The following is a 19616-nucleotide window of genomic DNA, read 5'->3' on the forward strand; positions in this document are numbered from 1 at the left end:
AATTTAATTAAACTCAAAATGAGCATAAATATAGCGTAAAGTTGACAGTACCGCAAGGAAATGAAGTATTTCATGCAGCTGCTAAAAACTGATAGTCATAAAAACACGAGAGCACTTACCGCTTATTTAAACCTATTTGCGCCTATTTACGTTTAGGCAATTTGCTGTCCATCAATAAACTTTGCAATTCGATATCATGGCAAAATCGATAAAGCTTGGCAGGACGACCACGTTGGGCACTGCTACTCTGACCGGTTTCTGTCACTAAGTTTTGTGAATCTAGCAGACGGCGGAAATTTTGTTTGTGCAAGCGCACTCCTGAGAGCGCTTCTACACTCTGCTGCAGCTGCGACAACGTAAAGATATCTGGCATGAGACCAAAAATAAGTGGTCGGTATTCAATTTTGGCGCGCAGCCTTGAGATAGCTGTCGCAATAACGCGTCGATGATCATAGTACATCGGTGTACCTATAATTTGTGCCCAGTTTTTTGGCAATTTTTGCGGCTGATAGTTAGATGATTCTGGAATCAGTCCCGCTTCATAAAGCATCTCATAGCGCAGTAATACATGCTCTGAGACCCAGTCATAACCGTTGGTGGTACTTGATTGGTGATAGGTATTTTTATCTTGAGCTGAGTCTAAAAGCTCAGTATCCACACCCCAACATAAACGAATACGCTGACGACGGCGCTGCTGAGCAATTGAGTCTGGCGCACTATTTGCCCAGTCCAATAATGCCGGCACAATAAAATCCATAATGATATTTGGCATACCATCTAGGTGATTTTCCCATGGAAAGTAATCATACCAATCTCGCCATAATGCTTTGCTTTGGAGCGCCTGCAGTTGCGTCTCTTGCACCAAGCCCAAGTAGCTTACGTAAACCAATGCATGGCCATCAATATTACGCCTATTGGTATCGACAAAAGTATATAACTGTTCCAAATAGCCAAGCGGTTGCTGCGTCTGTTCCTCAACCCATTGGCGCACACCGGCTTGCAATGAGCGATGCAATGGCATGAGTGGTCCATTGGGCAATAGCTTGCCTTGATCAACTGTTAAAACTCGGGCGGTATGATCCGTAATCGCAACCAAAACCGCAACAACCTCAGTAGTACCGCTACCCTGCTGATGCGCATGTGAATAAGACAACGTCATGATGTTAGTAATTACCTTTTAACTTTGAGCGTGCAATAAGAAAGCCATCACACTTGTTATTTGTAGTACGAATCAGTATAGCTTGAATCTAAAAATATCATAGTCTACCGATGTAAATATAAGCGGTTAAAGACAAAAGTGACAGGGCGTATTTTGCATAAATACCTACTGTACAGAAAGTAGGATATAAAAAACCACTTGTATTTATGCTCAAAATGAGCATAATAAAAACTAGTTTACGTTAAAGCTGTATTTAGGCAGCTTTTATTCCTCTTAAAAATTAGAGTAGCAAGCAAAACGATCGTCAGTACTACGCCTAGTAGGCTGAGCAAGTTTAATACGGCTAATCATATTTTTGAGGTTGGTATCATTTTTAGCGGCATATAACGTGTCGTTATCGCACACAAGGTTTGCACTTATGAAAACTTATCCCTATGACGCACCCATCATGAGCAATGACAACCGCATTGCGACTAAAATGAATATCGAGTATGCCAAAGCTAAGATACCAGCAGATCTGCCTCGTTCAGAACGTATCGTGGTTGAAGAAAATATTAAGCAATTATTAAAAGACAATAATGCCGTACTGGTCGCACATTATTATGTCGATCCTTTTATTCAGGATTTGGCATTGGCGACTGGTGGCTGTGTCGGCGATTCGCTTGAGATGGCACGCTTTGGTCAAGCGCATAGTGCACAGACATTGGTGGTCGCAGGCGTGCGCTTTATGGGTGAGTCGGCAAAAATATTAAGTATGGAAAAGACCATACTGATGCCAGACTTAGAAGCCGAGTGTTCGCTTGATTTGGGCTGCCCTGCTGATGAGTTTTCCGCATTTTGTGACGCTCATCCTGAGCGTACCGTCGTGGTGTATGCCAATACGAGCGCTGCCGTGAAAGCACGCGCAGACTGGGTAGTGACCTCATCCGTTGGTATCGATATCGTCCGTCACTTACATGCCCAAGGCGAACCTATTATTTGGGGGCCTGACCGTCATTTGGGTAAATATATCGCGCGTGAGACTGGTGCAGATATGTTGCTTTGGCAGGGCTCTTGCCTCGTACATAATGAGTTTAAGGCAACTGAACTTATGCAACTAAAAGAGGAGTATCCAAACGCCAAAGTCTTGGTACATCCTGAGTCACCTGATAGCGTCGTTGAGTTGGCAGATGTGGTCGGCTCAACCAGCAAACTATTACAATCAACCTATGAGATGGATGCAGATACCTTTATCGTCGCTACCGATTTGGGCATATTACACGAAATGCAAAAGCGCTCGCCCACCAAGCGGTTTTTGGCCGCACCAACTGCTGGTGAGAGTGCAAGCTGTAAGAGCTGTGCGTTTTGTCCATGGATGGCAATGAACGGTTTAAAAGGTATCGAGCAATGCTTAACCAATCAAAGCGGTGAGGTTCTAATGACACATGAGCTAGCAGTAGCAGCCAAAAAACCTTTACAGCGCATGCTTGATTTTGCCGAATCACAAAAACAACGTGTGGCCGCTAGTGGTGATATTGTCAAAGACCGTACACTGTTCGCTAACGTTGGAGCTGCCTAGTATGAGCGCGGATAATGTCAGGCAAACAGACGTACTTATTATCGGTGCAGGATTGGCCGGTTTAAGTACTGCGCTATCACTACCAGAATCGCTGAGTATCATGGTACTGAGTAAAGCTGCTTTGGAAGTTTGCTCAAGCCATTACGCGCAAGGTGGTATCGCTGCAAGTTTGGACCAAAATGACTCCGTGACCGACCATGTCGCTGATACATTGATTGCAGGCGCAGGGTTATGCGACGCTAATAATACGACTGAGATACTAAGTGAAGGACAACAAGCCATACAGTGGCTGTGTGAACAAGGTGTCCCTTTTACTCAGAATCCACAACAAGATGTCACGCAAAAAACCTTAACTGATTTGAATAGTGCTGATTTGAATAGTACTGACTTAGAAATTAGCAGCTTACACCTAACCAAAGAAGGTGGGCATGGCTGCAGACGAGTGGCCCATGCGGATGATGCAACAGGTCGGCACGTTATGGAAGCCCTAACCATAAGGGCCCATGCTGCAAGTAATATCACGATACTACCGTATCATGAAGCATTAAGCCTTTTGAAGGATCCTATTACTAACAGCCACTGCAAAGGTGCACGCGTTTTTGACCACAATAACCATCGTCAGCTCACTATTTATAGTCGAGCAGTCGTACTGGCCAGTGGCGGTTTGGGGCAGCTGTTTCAACGTGCCAGCGCACCGAATGTCTGTGTCGGTGATGGCGTGATGATGGCGTGGCAAGCGGGCTGCCGTCTGGCAAACTTGGAGTTTGTGCAATTCCATCCGACTGGTCTCGCATTAGGCGACAGCAGTTTTTTAATCTCTGAAGCGCTACGCGGAGAAGGTGGACGCCTATACTGTCCGCAGACAGGTCGACGATTTATGCTAGACGTTGATGAGCGTGCTGAATTGGCTCCAAGAGACATCGTCGCACGAGCAATCGCTGAGCAGATTAGTGTAAATGGACTTGGCTACGTACATCTTGATGTCAGTCACCTGCCAGCGCCATTTTTACAAGAGCATTTTCCGCAAATTTACCAGACGTTGCTAGCGCTTGGTATTGATATCACGACGGATCCAATACCAGTCGCCCCTACCGCCCATTATAGTTGTGGTGGCGTTGTCACATCGGTGAACGGTATGACCGATGTGGCAGGTCTCTATGCAGCAGGCGAAGTGGCTCATACAGGCTTGCATGGTGCCAACCGTTTGGCGAGCAACTCGCTATTAGAGTGCGTGGTCGTAGGACGTAATATCGCTACCGACTTGCCTCGTTATTTGGCAGAAATGGAAGCACTAGATGCAAAGCTAGATATCAATCTACATACAACGGCATATCATTTTAATTTAAATGCAAGCGCTGATGATATTTGGACAGCACCCGTACTGAAGAACACCCAATCTATTACTCTGCCCTATTTTGCATTGTCGATACCAACGTTATATGAGCATAATAAGGCTACTAAGCACTGCCATACTGATGCTGATATGACAGAAGTCATCGTAAAACTAAAAGCGCTAATGACTACCAATATGGGTATCACACGTAGTGCTAGAGAGTTAGAGGAAGCGCTTGAACAGATACAACAGTGGCAGCAATGGTTGAAACAACCTGAATTAAGTTCGCTTAGTAGCAGTGATAGTAATAGCAATGCCAATCGCAAAAATAGCACTGTCAGCATTGATGAGCTTACAAATTTACAGTTAGCAAGACAATTACAATTAGCGACATTGATTATTCAATCGGCTTCTCAACGTCTTGAAAGTCGCGGTGGGCATTATAGAAAAGACTATCCAAATCTAGCCGTCACACCTCGAACAAGTGTGATTAATCCATTATTAGACCCGAGAGAAGCTAGTATTGACTGGCTTATTCAGCCTATAATTGTTCACTCAGGAGCTAGAACAATAAAAGCGACTACTACCACCTAAAAGCAGTAGTCAACTGGCATTCTAGTCATTACTAAAGTGGTTGATGACTGCTTTTTATATTTCTCAAAGTGTTAAAAACATGTCTACTGATACGCTGTTTGTTATCGGACTTATGACGGTAGTAAGTTTGGTTTGGGGCATACTTGCTACATCTCGTCTACGTGCTCGCTTGCCTAAGATTTATCTGATTGCACGCTCTTGGTGGCTCATGCTATTTGCGCTGTGCGTATGTTATGTTATCGCCAAAATAAATAATAGTCAGCATGTTCACCCTTATCAATGGGTGCTCATTGCGTTTTTTATGTTAATGGGGCTACGCGGCGGCTATGAGATTAAGCGCGTCTGGTGCATATACGACAAAGCAGGGCTGATTAGCAAACTCCAAGCACGCGGATTACAACCAAAAATCATATCTGATAAACCAAAATCAGTACTGATACACTCCTATACGCGTCTCAATCTATTGGACATCATATTTAGTAGTGCCTTTATTTCACTGATTATTAGCCTTATTTTTTTGCAGCAATTGACGTGGCAGCGTGAGCAATATGGCATCTTACTTTTTGTCTTCTTCGCAAGTCAGTTCAACGATATTGCCCAGTATTTATGTGGGCGATTACTGGGACGCAAACTGTTTAAGCGAGGTCTCGCTCCTACCATTAGCCCAAATAAAAGCATTGAAGGTGCGGTCTTTGGTAGTTTACTTGCAGCTATCTTGGCTACGTTTTTAGGATTATGGCTCACGCCTTTTAGCGGGTGGCTTTGTTTATTAGCCGCCTATGGTTTGGCAGTAAGTGGTATCGCAGGGGATTTATTAGAATCTGCATTTAAACGCCAACATGGGGTAAAAGATACCGGGACGATGCTGGCTGGACATGGCGGCGTATTAGATCGGATAGATAGCTTGCTGATTGGAGTGCCAGTATTCACTCTGCTCTATTGGCTATTTGGCTGAGCTGCCCATTTTTGATTAAGGCAGTGTTTGATTAAAACAGTGCTTAGTTAAGAAGGCTTGTCTAGCTTGCTACGTAATATCCAATTGAGTAATGGCTTGGGTAAGTGGTTTAACGCCCGAGTAATATAGCGCATAGATCTTGGAAATATCGCTAGTTCTACGTCATTATCAATCACTTGCATAACCTCATCAACCGCTGTTTGCGTGCTCATGATAAAGGGCTTATGACTGGCATCACCGTCATTTAAATCGCGCAATGCTTGGGTATCGATGTAGCCTGGTGCAATACAATTCACTTGGATATCATAAGGCGCAAGTGCCGCTCGATAAGCGCTAGCAGTCGCTATCATTGCTCGCTTGCTTTTTGCATAAAGACTGGCGTAAGGATAATCCATCGTACCTGCGGTAGAGGCGATACAAATTAGGCTTGGTCTATCGATTTTGGCAAAGTCCAATGACTGATGTTGCTGCTTCAACTGCGCACTTGCCCACCTAAAAACCTGCTCAAATGCCTGCAAGTTAATTGCTAGCATTTGGTCGCTGTCTGCTTGATTTAGATGATGAACACGCTCATTGGTGTAACTACCTGCACTATAGGTAAGTCTGTGAAAGCTTGTAGCTGACAATTTATCTAATAGACTCTGTGTTTGGACACTATCGGTTAAATCGCAAGTATAAGTCTTGATAGTCGGATACTGACCGTTGATATGTTCTATCTTTGCAACGTTACTACCAACAACGCTCACCTGCCAGCCAAGCTGGTGATGGTGCACAGCTAGTGCCAAACCAAGACCACTCGTGCCACCGACGATAATAATATGCGGCGTATGATTTTTGGCGGTATCTTTCGCAAAAGTTTTCATAAATTATGCTGCTGTATATAGTCAGCTGTACGCTGGTAGCCATATTGCCATTGCGCCTGCATTTGCTGCACAAAACCGTCATAGTCAGCGTGTATCAGCTCAACAGCCATTTGCTTTATATTAAAACGCTTCTGCACATTCTGACCTACTAACTGCTGTTCATTATCGGCAAACGGTAACCAATGTAGCTGATGGTTGTTGCTAGCGGTATTAGTGTGCGACGTTACTTCCATCGGTTGATAACCGTGTACTGCTGCCAATCGCTCATTAGGGTCAAAACCAAAAACACGCTGAATAGCTGGTGCAGCAAGCCACGAGTCGTAACCTGCCTTAGTCTCTGCAAATACGCTATCACCCAACTGACATGCTAGCTCAATCGGTGTGAGATTGATGACCCCACCTAAGCACCAGCCAAGCGCTGCGATATGTGTGGGCGGTAGATAGTACATGTCGGCCATAGAAGCACGAACCACTGACGCAAAATCCCATTGCGTCCGTATCTCTACCGCCTCATGTATACGACCATTTGCCAATGTATGCGAAGGTGATATCAGTTGCTCGTCAGCCAGATCTGATACAGAACTTGGCAAATTTGCTAAGCGCGGTGGCGCAAATAACAACTCTTGCAGCATTAGCTTTTCATCAGATGAATCATCAGCAGGCGCTTGATACAATCGGCTGGCAATAATGGCTATTTCAGGGGTGCTAGCATTAGGCTGACTACTGCCATTTTCGATAGATACAAAGCTAGATAGCTCATCGAGCCATCGCGCCTCATCATCAATACGAAACATCGCCAACTGCTGTAGCTCATCTAAGAGTCGCGCATAGCTGTCTGCTTGTCGTTGCTTTTGTCCATTAGACGTACGCCGTGACAGATGCCAACGTTTGAGTGCATGAGTCATATAACGCATTTTTAAACGCCTATTGGCTTCATCTGGCGAGACATGTCTGATTGCAGCAATCGTACGAGACAACTCACGGCTGCACATCAGCGATTGCAAGTCCTTAGGGTCAGGAGCTAGGTTGACCAGATAAGCGGATAAGCTGCCGCCGCAAGTACCAACGATCATATCTGGCGCTAAATCATGCGCCACTAATGCCGCATAGCTACCTAAATAATAGCCAAAACGCGAGCCTCCTCCTGAAAAAATCTGGACACGCTCATAAGGCTTGGTGGGTTTATTATTCATTTATTACTTATCATCGATTGGTGCCGTTTTAATCGCCAATGACACGGTAAAGATACCAAAGCGGTCGATACGCATGGCAACCTTTTTAAAGCCTGCACGCTCAACCAATTGATCCATCTCGGCTTGTGATCGACAACGCATCACCCAACTGCTGCCACGGTGATTATTTAAGGTTTTACTGATGAATTCTTGCTCAGGGTGCCACGGTTGGTTGGTATAGATTAAATAGCCACCCGATTTTAAACTGTCATAAATGCCAGCTAAGGCTGTCGCTGGTAGCGCATTATCAGAAAACAATTCAAACACGCCTGAGCTGATGGCAATATCAAGACCTCTATCGACTGTACTGCCACTCGTCTTCTCTATCTGCTGATAGCTGGCTGCGTCAAACGCATCTTTTTGACAGGCAATGACTCGATCAGAAATTTCTAACTGCTCCGCCTTTGTTTGCAGCGCTTGAATATTATGCATCTCATAATCTCGTAGCTCTGCATGCAAGTCTGTAAACTCAGTTAAAAGATCAAAGGCATAAAAACCATGACCACTAGCGATATCTAATAGTTTTGGTTGGTATAGTTTAGTACTACTCTGGTTTTTATCTTCAATATCTGCAAGTGCTAAGCGTGCCAGCTCTAAGATATGTGTGCGGCGTATACGAATACCTTGCCAACCGATATTACTTAAATAAAATTTATCGATTGCTTGACCAAATTTATTTTGACCGCTCGGCTGATTATAATAAACATGGTCAAGCGAGTGTCCCGAGTCAAACCCATGCTCGAGCCCTGTCGCAATCGCATCGCTAACATGCCCGAACTTTTGCATCGCAAAACGGGTAATCGCGAAACTTGGATTAAATGGCTTAATCGCTAAACGATCGACCTTATCTTTACTCGCGCTATTAAGATGCGCGGTACTCAAATCAGGCGCTTGGACTTGTGTGCTAAATACTTTCTCAGCGAAATCAATACAGTCTGCAAAAACATCGGCTTTATTGGTCTCATGAAAGATTGCATGATAGCTATCTGGGTATAGTTGCCAGCGTTTCGTAGGTGTATTGATCGCTTCATAAAACGCGCGTTCAGCCTGCTTATCCACCACGTAGTCCTTACCTGCACATAAGACAAACGTCGGTACAGTAATAGCCCCTGCATCGTCGAGCAAGCGCTGACCCGTTGCATGGGTATCGATGAGTAAATCAGTTGAAATACTATTCGATATCAATGGATCAGCATTATAAGCTTGCTGCGCATCCTTATCATGGGTCAGTACTTGCGCTTTAACATAGCTACTAACACGTGACATTAGACCCAGTGTGCGTGCTGCCTTTAATGACGGTATCGCAAAAGGCATATACAAGCGAATGCTTAGCGCAGGTGTGCCCAATATCATCCCGCGAATATTAGGCGCATAATCATGCACCCATGCTGCTGCCAATACCGCGCCAATACTACTGGCAACGATCAATGTATCTTCAATAGCAATACCTGTCTGCCCAATCACCAACTGCACAAAACCGTCTAAGTCTCTCTCTAGCTCGGTAACACTCTCAGCATGGTCTTTGATACCGCCTGAGCGCCCATTGCCGCGTGCATCCCAAGCAAACACTTGATAGCCAGCTTTTGCAAACTGCTGTCCTAGCTCTGCTAATCGCCCTGAATGCTCATGTCCACGATGCAATAAGATCACTTGGCGTAACGGCTGATTAGCTTTTTTCACGTCCTCTAAAGGCATCGTTAACCAATAGCGATAATAAATAGCCGTGCCATCATAAGCATTGTAGCAACTTTCACCATTAATGATTTTTGGTGATGACTGCTCAAAACTAACACGAGCCTGTTCTTTTAATTTCTGACTATCAACGGTGGTAGTTAGCATTTCTTTGAACTCCAATGGGCGCGCGTTATCAGTAAGATTATTTGGTAAAACAGTATTGAGAGATAGCGAGTTGTTTATTGACTCACACGTTACTGCTCGAAGTGCTGGTGGCTGATGCATCAGATATAGATTTCCCATATAGCATAAACGGTTCAGGCACGTTTTTAATAATAGCGTCTCTACCAACAGGGATAACTGCACGATTCTTTTAAGAGAAAGCGATAACGGTAACTTGCTACCCATAATGGTACCAAGTACACCTAGCACTAGAGCACGGTCACTTTTCCCTAAAGGCCCTTGGTTTGCTCTCACCCCTAGCATCGTATTGCTAGCGATACCAAGTAGCTCACTACTAATACTCAACGCTACAATACTGCTGATATGCCGCTGAGTGGTTGGCGACTTACTCGTGTCAGTTTGTCGTTCAGAATGAATTCGTAAGTCATGTTTAGCTATATACGGAACCAAACTGGCAATGAGCGCCGTATCAGCAACAATATCACCCGCCTCATTTAGTACTGCACCCAGTTTAGTAGCTTGACCATGCTCGCGCGCCATCATGCCGTCGATAGCATTCAGTGCCATCCGTACAAATAACGATGAAGGCAATAGAAGCCATAACGCTTGCCGCTCAGTCGCAGGCTTAGCAATCACATAAGCGGTGCCCACACTCAATAATACTGCGGATACAGTGATTTGATTGGCAGTGATGTTTTGAGCGACCAACGCATTGCTCAGCGGTCGCAGCTGATCTTGAAATTTAGGTTTGAGCTGATATAGCGACATAATGCCAACCACGTATTTTCGGTGTCTTAATTTAGCAACAAAAGTTTGTTAAGTAAACACTTAACCATAGCTATAAATCTAATTATAGTCTATAAAATCAGGCTTTATAAAGAATATGGTTTGCCGATACCAGCATTTGTAACTTGATATGATACAATCTTCAGCTTCTTAAAAATGCCTTATTAAAATCCACGAGTCTGCCGTTATGCAAAGCATAGTTACCCTTATTTTGGTCTTAATGCCAATGTTTATTGGCTTTGCCATTCCTTCTAATCCCACTATGACAAGGCTTGCGGATAAGGGCTTATCTTATTTAGTGTTTGTCATTTTAGCGCTAATTGGCATTGAGCTATCGCAAGTCGAGGGCTTAGGCGGTCAAGTAGGTGAGATTGCGCTTTATGTTGCTGTGCTTTCAATCCTCACTATCGGCTCTGGTCTATTGGCTTTGATGATTTTCGATAACATGCGCCCATGGCAGGCCAAAAAACCCAGCGTAAAATCTAAAGAACACCGTGTCAGTATTCGTGGCAGCCTAGCCCAAGTCATTTGCGTAGTAATCGGCATGGTAATTGGCTATTTCCTACCAGCGAACTACATGCCGCCAGAAAACACCATGACTGCTCTGCTAATGATACTAATATTGCTGGTCGGTATTGGTTTAAAGGGTTCAGGCATTACGCTCAAAGAAGTCCTACTCAATAAACGTGGCGTTGAGATGAGTGTTGTCTTTACGATAGCAGTATTGGCAGGTGGCTTAATTTTCGCGCTAATGTTCAGTGATGTATCGTGGACAAAAGGCTTGGCACTTTCATCAGGATTTGGTTGGTATTCCCTGTCCGCCATCGTGATGACCGATGCTTATGGCGCTGTCTGGGGCAGTGTCGCATTATTTAACGATTTAATACGTGAATTCTTTGCCTTAATATTTATCCCAGTATTTATGCGAAAATATCCATCAGCTGCAGTAGGACTTGGCGGCGCGACGAGCTTAGATTTTACCTTACCAATCATTCAACAATCAGGCGGTCTAAAGGTCGTGCCATTAGCAATTAGTTTTGGCTTTATTATTAATATTGTCTCACCCGTATTGATGGTGTTGTTTTCGGCGTTGGGGTGATAACGTCTTTATAAGTGTAAAGTGGCATACTTTTATAACAAATAGGAGAGCGGCATGTCTATGTGGGAAGTAGAATACATTATTGAACAAACGATTAAACTCATTGATACCGCTCAAATCACAAACAGCGAAAAACGCAATTTAATATATAATGCTTATCACCTACAAGCCGCTTTCGATACAAGCCATACTCACCTTAGAGTAAAAGACATTTTGCTCAGTACTCAGTATATACAAGCCTACGCTCTCGAAGACTTTCCAATCTATAGCAGTTATCCAAAGTATTTCAATAGCTTAATAGAGGCAAGTGATTCCTGGGTTTATGACAACCCTGAAGGTACTCGGTTAGCTGACAATTCTGAGGTCGCATTATGGGATAGTGAGTCACAGCGCTTATATGTAGACTTTGGCAGTCCCTACTATAGCCTCAATACTGACGAAACTGTGGCACTCTATGAGCCGCTAGACTTTGCGTTACTTACCATTAAAGAAGCTAGTAAACAACAGAACAAAGGCATGGTCTATGATTGGACTGGTTTCGTTCTCTTTTATTTACTGACAATGTTGCCAAGTAATAAGACAGTATCTGAGCTAAAACAGGCATACTTTACGGAAATAAGAAGCATATTCGCATCATTCGACTTTACTGATTACGAGCCTATCGATGATCGTCTAGATTTGTATAGTGACTTTCATAAGGACTGGTTGTCAGAGCAGCAGCTTAAATGTTTGCTATATGTGACTACAACATAAATACTTCTGTCTTAATTCAAGCCTCTATCAACCTAATAACAAGTCCTTATCTACCTGACAAGCCATATCATGCCAGTCAATAAATGCCTGTATGGATCTGTGCTCTAACTGATGGCTAGCTTCTTTACCAGTAAAGCGCTCAACATAGCGACAGGCTCTATAGTTTTTAGCATACTTATCGTAATTGATAATCCACTCTTTCCGCGCCTTTAACTCGTTTTGACGTTGCTCAATACTACTATCTACGGCTGTGCTCTCGGCATCAAACCAAAAGTTTTTAGCAGGGATATCTTTAGTCAGTTTTTTATCCGCAACCTCAGCTATACGCCACGGTTTAGCAGTGAGCCGCGCTCGAAAACACTGCTGCGCCTGACAGAGACGCACGTAATTAGTATCGGCATGAAAATGCTCAAACCAGTCCGCGACTAACGCATCATTTGGCGCGATAGTATCGTGAGTGGCAATAATACGAAAGCCTGCAGGTGTCTTATATAAACGAAAGGATTCGTTGGGATAACTGGCGATACGCTTTTGAATCAGATCAGTTATAAAAAATGGTAGCGAAGCAGAGTCATCGGCATATTTTTGTATACGCACTTTTTCTCTTTGACTGGCTTGCTGCCATAAGTAGGCCGTCGCACCTATCATAACCACCAACAGCCATAACCATGACAATCCCAACCAAGAAATAACACTAGCGATAAGTATAAAAGTAAGAACAAAAACCCAAACTTTTATTTTAGCTGAAGGCTGATTTTGGTTGTCGGTTAGCAAAGTTATATAACCATTGCTGTCATAATCATCAGGATATTTATAATGCAATAATTGATCGTTATCAACATCTACAATCGCAACATTATTGACATTGGCAACCTGTGCACCGTAACTGTTACGCGTGACAACAAGCTGCGTATCCGATGCCTTACTCTCTAAGCCAGTTTTAGTTAAGCCATTCTCTGAAAAATTCTGCTTAGAAATAATCTGCTCACGAATGGGAATGCCATTACTTTCGTTATACTCCTCCCTACGCTCACGTCTGACAATATCCTCACCCTCTAGCCAGCGTTGATGAGCTTCTTTCACTCGTTCCTTAGCATGAGCCAAAGCCTCTACTTGACTAACATCCGACCAACCATAACGCTTAATAGTTGCTTGCTTAGAATTAAACGTATCTGACGCACTATCAGCCGTTTTTGATAACTCAAAGCGCTGTTTATATTGCGCCCAGTATTTAGGGATGAGCATAAGGGATTACCTTAAGGTATTTGATTTAAGATAGACGGTGGTTGAGCTTTAAGCGCTTAGACGCCACTCGCCTGCTTGGCAAACAAACGCATCAACGGCTTCATTTTGCCAACACAGTACATGCCTTCGCTACGTATCTGCTGTACTGGGCGTAATTGCGCCAGCGACCCTGCGAATAGCCAGTTAAGGGCAGAAAAGCTATGCATCATCAGGCTATTATGCGGACGACGCAGACGCTCGTAACTACGCAACGTTTGATTACTGCCCCAAATCGTACCGCCACTACGAGTAAAGTCGTGTGCTAGTTGCTCGCTCAATACTTGCACATCAAGCATACCCAGATTCAGCCCTTGACCTGCCAGCGGATGCACACCATGTGCCGCATCACCGATTAATACCAAGTTATCAGCGACGTAGCTATTCGCTTGTTGCGCAGTTAGCGGAAAGCTAGCGATTGATTCAATCTGACTGATAGCACCTAACTCATAATGACAGGCAGCAGCCAGTTTATCAGCGATAACACGGTCATCTTCCTCTATCAATGCCAATGCTTGGTTGCGTGGCAACGTCCATACAATCGACTGCCAGTGTTGCGGATCAGCTTTGTCTTCATCAGTAATATCTGCTAATGGCAATAACGCCAGCGTGCCTGTAGGTAACATAGCCTGACGCGCCGTCGCTTGATGCGGCTTTTCGGTATGAATCGCACAGCAAATCGCTGTTTGATTATAATCGAGCGTATCTAGACCAATCGCTGCTTGCTTACGTACAAATGAGCCTCGACCATCCGCTCCCACTAATAGTTGAGCGTTAATAGTTGTATGATTTTCTAAAGTCACACGGTAGCCTTGCTGCGCACCCAGCCAATCCATGTTTGTGACTTTTTGCCCCGCGATAATGGTCAGATAACCACTGACTTCATCCTCATACAAGCGCTGCCATAACGCATGTTCAATGACGGCTGGCTCGACCATACTACCAAGCATTTGCGGTATAACAAAATTAGACAAATTAGCGCTACTCTCACCAAATAACAGCTCGCCCCTACCGTTCAGTTGCCATACCTGCATTTGTGAGTAATCCGCCTTACGTTCGGAGCTCGCAATCTTTTGCCAAGCACCCACGTCTTTAAGCAGATTAATACTGGCCAAGCTCAGTGCATAGACTCGAGCATCACGTTTGCTCAGCACGCCTTGCCAAGCTGATTCATCGCGTGCGGGACGAGCATCAATCAACGTCACAGGCATTTTTGCTTGTGCTAGTTTTAGCGCAAGCGTTGCACCAACGATACCGCTACCGATAATCAGCGTATGGTTGTTTTTCATAAAGTGTCTCTCAATACTGGTCAAGATTAGAATACTTGTTATTAATCTTAGTTATAAATCTATTTATAGAATTATGACTTTAAGCCCATCGCGTAGGTCGCAACCAGTGGTTTAATATTTGGCAGTTTATCAAAGGCGACTAGAGCCACATTTCTTGCCAGCTTTATAACTGGATTAGGATGGGTAAAGCCATGTACCACAGCATCACAGAAACGAATGACTCGTTTTTGATCGCTTAGACGTGCTTTTTCATAGCGCTTGAGTAGCGTTGGATCACCAATATCTGCGCCCTTCAGTACTTGCGCATTCATCATCTGCGCCAATACATGCGCGTCACGCATACACAGATTAAAGCCTTGCCCTGCTACGGGATGCAGTGTGTGAGCGGCATTACCCATGACCACGCAACGACCGTCTACTTGCTTGTCTGCTAACACACGTGTCAGTGGATAAGCGCCGCGGCGACCAGCAGCGACAAACTTGCCAGCTCGTTGACCAAAGGCTTGCTGCAGTGTCTGTAAAAAATGCGCATCATCTTCTAGATAACGTTTTTCTTCACCCTTTGGACATACCCAAACGACCGAGCGTCTATAGCCACTCTGGTACTCATCATTGCCGTCGCCATTTGGATCGGTCAATGGTAGTACAGCAAGTGGACCCGCTGGGCTAAAACGCTCAATCGCCACATGCTCATGCGGCATAGAGGTTTCTACCACACCCACGATAGCTGTTTGCTGATAGTCATAAGTGGTCGTGCCAATATCCAATAGCTGACGCACGGTAGAGTCGCGGCCATCACAAGCGACCAAAACACTACCCTGTAATTGCTGCTCTTGTTCCTCTTCACCATAATGGCTAAAGCTCAGCGTGACACCGTCCGCTTTTTGTGTCACTGCGCTGACATTGGCATTATCAATCAACGTGACCAATGGTGCTTGCTGCGCGGCTAATAGAAGCTTGCGTCCGAGCCATGCATTTTCTATTACTTGACCAAATGACTCTACTTTTTCTTCAGCTTTATTGAGTTGCGCACGGCCAAAGCTGCCTTGTTCGCTAACCTGTACTGAGTCGATACGGCAGGCATGGCTTTGTAACTCATCCCACAGGCCAATCTCTTGGTAAATCTGTACCGTGCGGCGTGATAGCGCCGTATTGCGACTGTCCAAATAGTGACTGCGATTGTCATCATCTTTTGGACTGATAGTTGGATAGCTGTTTTTTTCTAATAACGTGCTGGCAATACCCTGATTCGCTAGCAGCAATGCAAAGGATAAACCGACATGACCACCACCCGCGATAAGTACTTGCTGCGCCGTGATTGCCTTACTATTATCAGCTATGTTTTCAATTACATTGTTTTCAACTGCATTCTCAACTTTGCTTTTAGCATTTGATAAATTTAAATCAGCATTTTGTATCATTATTATTCCTACTTTATTGTATGGGGCGTGCTTTCTATGAGCGGTTAATGGGCCATTGATTGCTATTATTAGTCACTTTAATATTATGACCCTGCTCATTTTATTCATGTTTTAAATTTAATTACAAAGCGCTATGATATCACTCATAGATTACCACAAATTATCTATCGCTCCGTGCCCTTAACAGTAGACAAAGCGTGTACTAAAAATTCGTGATATCTTGTACTACTGAAGACTAATTTAATATCAGATTGACACGTAAAAGCTATTAGCCTCATAAAAGCATTCAATAAAGCATGACCGTTGCAATCACCATACAAAAACAGCGTCACGTATATGATGTATGGCTTGAAATTTAAAAACTATCTACCATAATAAAGGCAAGACCGTGACTTATAACCATTCCTAAAACAAACAACAAAACCAACAGCACTGCTACCGTCATTTCTATCTCTACCATTTAAAGCCAAGACAATAACGACCGACTACTTTATCTCTTAAGTCCAAAGCTTAATAAAACAACATCACTTTGGGCACACAATAAAAGGATAATCGCTTGACTGATTCCATGAGCCGCCGTATAAAATTTGAATCATTGACGCCAGCACAGCTCAAAATCGTGCTAGGTGAATACAACAATCACATGAAATACATCCAAAAACGCCTCGATATCAAAATCATGCAACGTCAAGGTGATTTTTGCCTGAGCGGTGATGTGACTGGTGTTGAGCGTGGTGAGCGTATTATCTACAAGATGGTAGATGAAGCACAAAACAAAAAAGACATCAGCGCAGAAGAGCTGCATCTCATTATCCAATCGAGCATCTCTCGTGACGAAGACATGGCAGCCGATGCGCAACAGGCAGAGGAAGCTGCCGAAGAAGAAGACTTCGATGTCGCTAGTGAATTTACGCCCGTTAGCTTGCGCACGCGTAAGGGTCGTATCATTCCTCGCGGTGGCAACCAGCAGACCTATGTCCAAAGTGTGCTGAACTCTGACGTCTCATTTGGTATTGGCCCTGCTGGTACGGGTAAAACGTATCTAGCGGTTGCTTGCGCCGTGGATATGCTTGAGCGTAACGAGATTGAGCGGATTTTATTGGTGCGTCCAGCAGTAGAAGCTGGTGAAAAATTGGGATTTTTACCAGGTGATTTGACGCAAAAAATCGATCCCTACTTGCGTCCATTGTACGATGCGCTATATGAGATGATCGGCGTCGAAAAAGTAGGCAAGCTGATTGAAAAACAAGTCATCGAAATCGCTCCCCTTGCCTATATGCGCGGTCGTACATTAAACAATTCGTTTGTCATCTTGGATGAAGCGCAAAACACTACACCTGAGCAGATGAAAATGTTTTTGACCCGTTTGGGTTTTGGCTCGCGAGCCGTGATTACTGGTGACGTGACCCAAGTTGATTTGCCCCGTGGTCACAAGTCAGGCTTGGCACAAGCGATGGAGATCTTAAGTGGCATCGAAGAGATTCATATCACTAAATTTGACTCAAAAGACGTGGTGCGCCATCAACTGGTACAAAAAATCGTCGAAGCCTATGATGTGTTTGATGAAGAGCAAATCATATTAGAAGAAAAACGTAAGTTTGAGCGCATCAAAGAACAAGAGCGCAGACAAGCCATCGCTAATGCTGCTGCAAAGCTATAAGATAGTAGGTTTGATATTTGCCACCTTAGAAAGGCAAATATAGAAATGCAAAACCGGACTACTGATTAGTAGTCCGGTTTTTTGCTGCTAGACTGATAATTAGCATAGTAGATTAGAGTTAGTAAGTTAGCCTTGAGTAGTTCTAGCAAATTAAACAAACGACATGACAATAAATTAAGGAGAGAACAATATGAGCCAGTATAACGACGATGACAGTTTTAGCCAAAATAAGGCAACTGATATCACTAATAATGATGAAAGCTTTGAGATATTAGACATCAGTGCAACGAGTAGTATTGATGACACACTACTCGATACTTTTTATCATCGTGACACGCTACTACCTGTGATGATGGCAACTTTAGATTATATAGATGGTCGCATTAATAGTGGTTTAGTACTGCCTTATTTTGCAGATATTGATGTTGAGTTATGGCTAGAAAAAGCCAAATCACTTGATATATATATCACTGATGAGACGGAAGGTCGTGAGTTGAATCTGGAAGCTCGAGGCAAGGATTATGCGACCAACATTCTGTCTTATCCTAGTGACTTGCCAGCCGCTATCATCGAGCTGATGCCGACCCTAGCGCTTGGTGAGCTGATTATCTGCCATGATGTGATAGTGCGTGAAGCCGCAGAACAAGAGAAAACTGTCGCACAGCACATTAGCCATCTACTAACACATGGTGTGCTGCACTTGCTTGGATTTGATCATGAGCTTGGACAAGCTGAACAAGATGAGATGGAGCAGTTTGAAATTGAGGTTTTGGCAGGCCTAAACCTACCAAACCCCTATTTATAATGAATACGATTTAAAGGTTTTGATCTTTCTCTAAAGATGGCAATGGCGATTCGTTTTTGTTGCCCATCAACATCTCTAAACCTTTAACATGTACACTGCGTTGCGGGAATGGAATGTCGATCTTATTATCATCAAGCGCATATTTAAACTGCTCAAGCAAATCACATTGCATACTCCACCAATCCGCATTGGTGGTCCAAACATTTAAGGTCAAATCAACTGAATTGTCCCCTAAGTTGGTCACACGTACGATAGGTGCAGGGTCGGTAAAGGCTAGCGGGTTGTCGGTGGCTAACTTTATCATGATATCTTTTGCGGTCTTGATATCGGCGTCGTAACCAATACCGATAGTGATATCGACGCGGCGATTGGGTAACGACGAATAGTTGATAGTCGCGGATGTGGTGATGTCACCATTAGGGATAATAATATCGTGATTAGTGGTCGTGGTCAGATGCGTATTGATCAGATTGATCTCAGACACCGTACCTGTATGACCCAGTATTTGCACGTAGTCACCACGGACAAATGGACGAAACGTCACAATCATAATACCAGCGGCAAAGTTAGACAGCTGATCCTTTAGTGATAGACCGATCGCAACGGCGGCACCACCTAGTATGGCTACGACCGATGTCGTTTGCACACCAACTTTGCTGAGCGCTGCTAGTACAACTACGACCAATAGTACACCGTAGATTAAACGACCCAAAAAACTAGCGACAGTGTCATCTAAGTGGCTACGCAGCATGATTTTTTGTGCGATAGCGACTGCTTTTTTAGCAAGCCAACGACCCACGACAAATATTACTATTGCTAGTGCTACTTTTATTACTAGACTTAACGCACTGCTAGTTAGCGCAGCAATATCTATGGTAAAACCTAAAAATTCCATAATGACTCTTTATTTTATATCTGTATTTTATGAATTTGGGTATCTATCATATAAAAACTAGGGCGTGTCATCGATT

General features: G+C 43.9%; 15 protein-coding genes. 7 read left to right on the top strand and 8 right to left on the bottom strand.

What is annotated here, in order from left to right; translation table 11 throughout:
- Positions 1-142: 142 nt before the first annotated feature.
- On the bottom strand, positions 143-1159 hold the full coding sequence (locus I6E61_RS08240; RefSeq protein ID WP_197133003.1) for a hypothetical protein: 1017 nt from the start codon (positions 1157-1159) through the stop codon (positions 143-145).
- Positions 1160-1577: 418 nt separating this feature from the next.
- Between I6E61_RS08240 and nadA the strand changes: the two genes are divergently transcribed.
- From nadA to I6E61_RS08255, 3 genes are all read left to right on the top strand, one after another.
- Entirely contained in the window at positions 1578-2717 is a 1140-nt protein-coding gene (gene nadA, locus I6E61_RS08245; RefSeq protein ID WP_197133006.1) for a quinolinate synthase NadA, read from the top strand.
- 1 nt (position 2718) lies between these two features.
- Positions 2719-4644, top strand: coding sequence for an L-aspartate oxidase (nadB, locus tag I6E61_RS08250; protein ID WP_197133009.1), 1926 nt, complete (start codon positions 2719-2721; stop codon positions 4642-4644).
- Positions 4645-4723: 79 nt separating this feature from the next.
- Entirely contained in the window at positions 4724-5599 is an 876-nt protein-coding gene (locus I6E61_RS08255; RefSeq protein WP_197133012.1) for a phosphatidate cytidylyltransferase, read from the top strand.
- A 47-nt stretch (positions 5600-5646) separates the two neighbouring features.
- Here I6E61_RS08255 and I6E61_RS08260 read toward each other — a convergent pair whose 3' ends face one another.
- Genes I6E61_RS08260 through I6E61_RS08270 form a run of 3 tightly spaced genes read right to left on the bottom strand, consistent with a single transcriptional unit; the run spans position 5647 to position 10319 of the window.
- Entirely contained in the window at positions 5647-6462 is an 816-nt protein-coding gene (locus I6E61_RS08260; RefSeq protein WP_197133014.1) for an SDR family oxidoreductase, read from the bottom strand.
- Complete coding sequence (locus I6E61_RS08265) at positions 6459-7655, bottom strand: patatin-like phospholipase family protein (protein WP_197133016.1); 1197 nt, start codon at positions 7653-7655, stop codon at positions 6459-6461. The genes I6E61_RS08260 and I6E61_RS08265 overlap by 4 nt, the downstream gene beginning before the upstream one ends.
- Positions 7656-7658: 3 nt before the next feature.
- Positions 7659-10319, bottom strand: a complete 2661-nt coding sequence (locus I6E61_RS08270; RefSeq protein WP_197133018.1) for an alpha/beta fold hydrolase — start codon at positions 10317-10319, stop codon at positions 7659-7661.
- A gap of 205 nt (positions 10320-10524) precedes the next feature.
- On the opposite strand from I6E61_RS08270, the gene I6E61_RS08275 reads away from it, so the two are divergent.
- Together I6E61_RS08275 and I6E61_RS08280 are read left to right on the top strand one after the other, a co-directional pair.
- Positions 10525-11436 (top strand): lysine exporter LysO family protein, encoded by a 912-nt coding sequence (locus I6E61_RS08275; RefSeq protein WP_197133020.1) that lies wholly within the window; start codon positions 10525-10527, stop codon positions 11434-11436.
- Between the two features lie 54 nt (positions 11437-11490).
- Positions 11491-12189, top strand: a complete 699-nt coding sequence (locus I6E61_RS08280; RefSeq protein ID WP_197133022.1) for a hypothetical protein — start codon at positions 11491-11493, stop codon at positions 12187-12189.
- A gap of 27 nt (positions 12190-12216) precedes the next feature.
- Here the strand turns inward: I6E61_RS08280 and I6E61_RS08285 are convergent, their stop codons facing one another.
- The 3 genes from I6E61_RS08285 to I6E61_RS08295 all read right to left on the bottom strand — a co-directional run bounded on the left by I6E61_RS08285 (position 12217) and on the right by I6E61_RS08295 (position 16180).
- The gene (locus I6E61_RS08285; protein ID WP_197133024.1) at positions 12217-13434 is read right to left on the bottom strand and encodes a hypothetical protein; all 1218 of its coding nucleotides are present in this window, start codon (positions 13432-13434) and stop codon (positions 12217-12219) included.
- Positions 13435-13490: 56 nt separating this feature from the next.
- Entirely contained in the window at positions 13491-14759 is a 1269-nt protein-coding gene (locus I6E61_RS08290) for an FAD-dependent monooxygenase (protein ID WP_197133027.1), read from the bottom strand.
- A 71-nt stretch (positions 14760-14830) separates the two neighbouring features.
- Positions 14831-16180 carry an FAD-dependent monooxygenase gene (locus I6E61_RS08295; RefSeq protein ID WP_197133030.1) on the bottom strand — a complete coding sequence of 450 codons (1350 nt, stop codon included), beginning with the start codon at positions 16178-16180 and terminating at the stop codon, positions 14831-14833.
- Between the two features lie 568 nt (positions 16181-16748).
- On the opposite strand from I6E61_RS08295, the gene I6E61_RS08300 reads away from it, so the two are divergent.
- Entirely contained in the window at positions 16749-17840 is a 1092-nt protein-coding gene (locus tag I6E61_RS08300; protein ID WP_197133220.1) for a PhoH family protein, read from the top strand.
- A gap of 190 nt (positions 17841-18030) precedes the next feature.
- Positions 18031-18645 carry an rRNA maturation RNase YbeY gene (gene ybeY / locus I6E61_RS08305; RefSeq protein ID WP_197133050.1) on the top strand — a complete coding sequence of 205 codons (615 nt, stop codon included), beginning with the start codon at positions 18031-18033 and terminating at the stop codon, positions 18643-18645.
- Positions 18646-18655: 10 nt separating this feature from the next.
- Here ybeY and I6E61_RS08310 read toward each other — a convergent pair whose 3' ends face one another.
- Complete coding sequence (locus tag I6E61_RS08310) at positions 18656-19540, bottom strand: mechanosensitive ion channel family protein (RefSeq protein WP_197133053.1); 885 nt, start codon at positions 19538-19540, stop codon at positions 18656-18658.
- Positions 19541-19616 lie beyond the last annotated feature (76 nt).

Source organism: Psychrobacter sp. NZS113, assembly GCF_015864825.1.
GTDB lineage: Bacteria > Pseudomonadota > Gammaproteobacteria > Pseudomonadales > Moraxellaceae > Psychrobacter.

Coding starts and splice junctions, on each gene's coding strand:
- I6E61_RS08240 (WP_197133003.1), bottom strand. CDS start 1,159: ATGACGTTGTCTTATTCACATGCGCATCAGCAGGGTAGCGGTACTACT.
- nadA (WP_197133006.1), top strand. CDS start 1,578: ATGAAAACTTATCCCTATGACGCACCCATCATGAGCAATGACAACCGC.
- nadB (WP_197133009.1), top strand. CDS start 2,719: ATGAGCGCGGATAATGTCAGGCAAACAGACGTACTTATTATCGGTGCA.
- I6E61_RS08255 (WP_197133012.1), top strand. CDS start 4,724: ATGTCTACTGATACGCTGTTTGTTATCGGACTTATGACGGTAGTAAGT.
- I6E61_RS08260 (WP_197133014.1), bottom strand. CDS start 6,462: ATGAAAACTTTTGCGAAAGATACCGCCAAAAATCATACGCCGCATATT.
- I6E61_RS08265 (WP_197133016.1), bottom strand. CDS start 7,655: ATGAATAATAAACCCACCAAGCCTTATGAGCGTGTCCAGATTTTTTCA.
- I6E61_RS08270 (WP_197133018.1), bottom strand. CDS start 10,319: ATGTCGCTATATCAGCTCAAACCTAAATTTCAAGATCAGCTGCGACCG.
- I6E61_RS08275 (WP_197133020.1), top strand. CDS start 10,525: ATGCAAAGCATAGTTACCCTTATTTTGGTCTTAATGCCAATGTTTATT.
- I6E61_RS08280 (WP_197133022.1), top strand. CDS start 11,491: ATGTCTATGTGGGAAGTAGAATACATTATTGAACAAACGATTAAACTC.
- I6E61_RS08285 (WP_197133024.1), bottom strand. CDS start 13,434: ATGCTCATCCCTAAATACTGGGCGCAATATAAACAGCGCTTTGAGTTA.
- I6E61_RS08290 (WP_197133027.1), bottom strand. CDS start 14,759: ATGAAAAACAACCATACGCTGATTATCGGTAGCGGTATCGTTGGTGCA.
- I6E61_RS08295 (WP_197133030.1), bottom strand. CDS start 16,180: ATGATACAAAATGCTGATTTAAATTTATCAAATGCTAAAAGCAAAGTT.
- I6E61_RS08300 (WP_197133220.1), top strand. CDS start 16,749: ATGAGCCGCCGTATAAAATTTGAATCATTGACGCCAGCACAGCTCAAA.
- ybeY (WP_197133050.1), top strand. CDS start 18,031: ATGAGCCAGTATAACGACGATGACAGTTTTAGCCAAAATAAGGCAACT.
- I6E61_RS08310 (WP_197133053.1), bottom strand. CDS start 19,540: ATGGAATTTTTAGGTTTTACCATAGATATTGCTGCGCTAACTAGCAGT.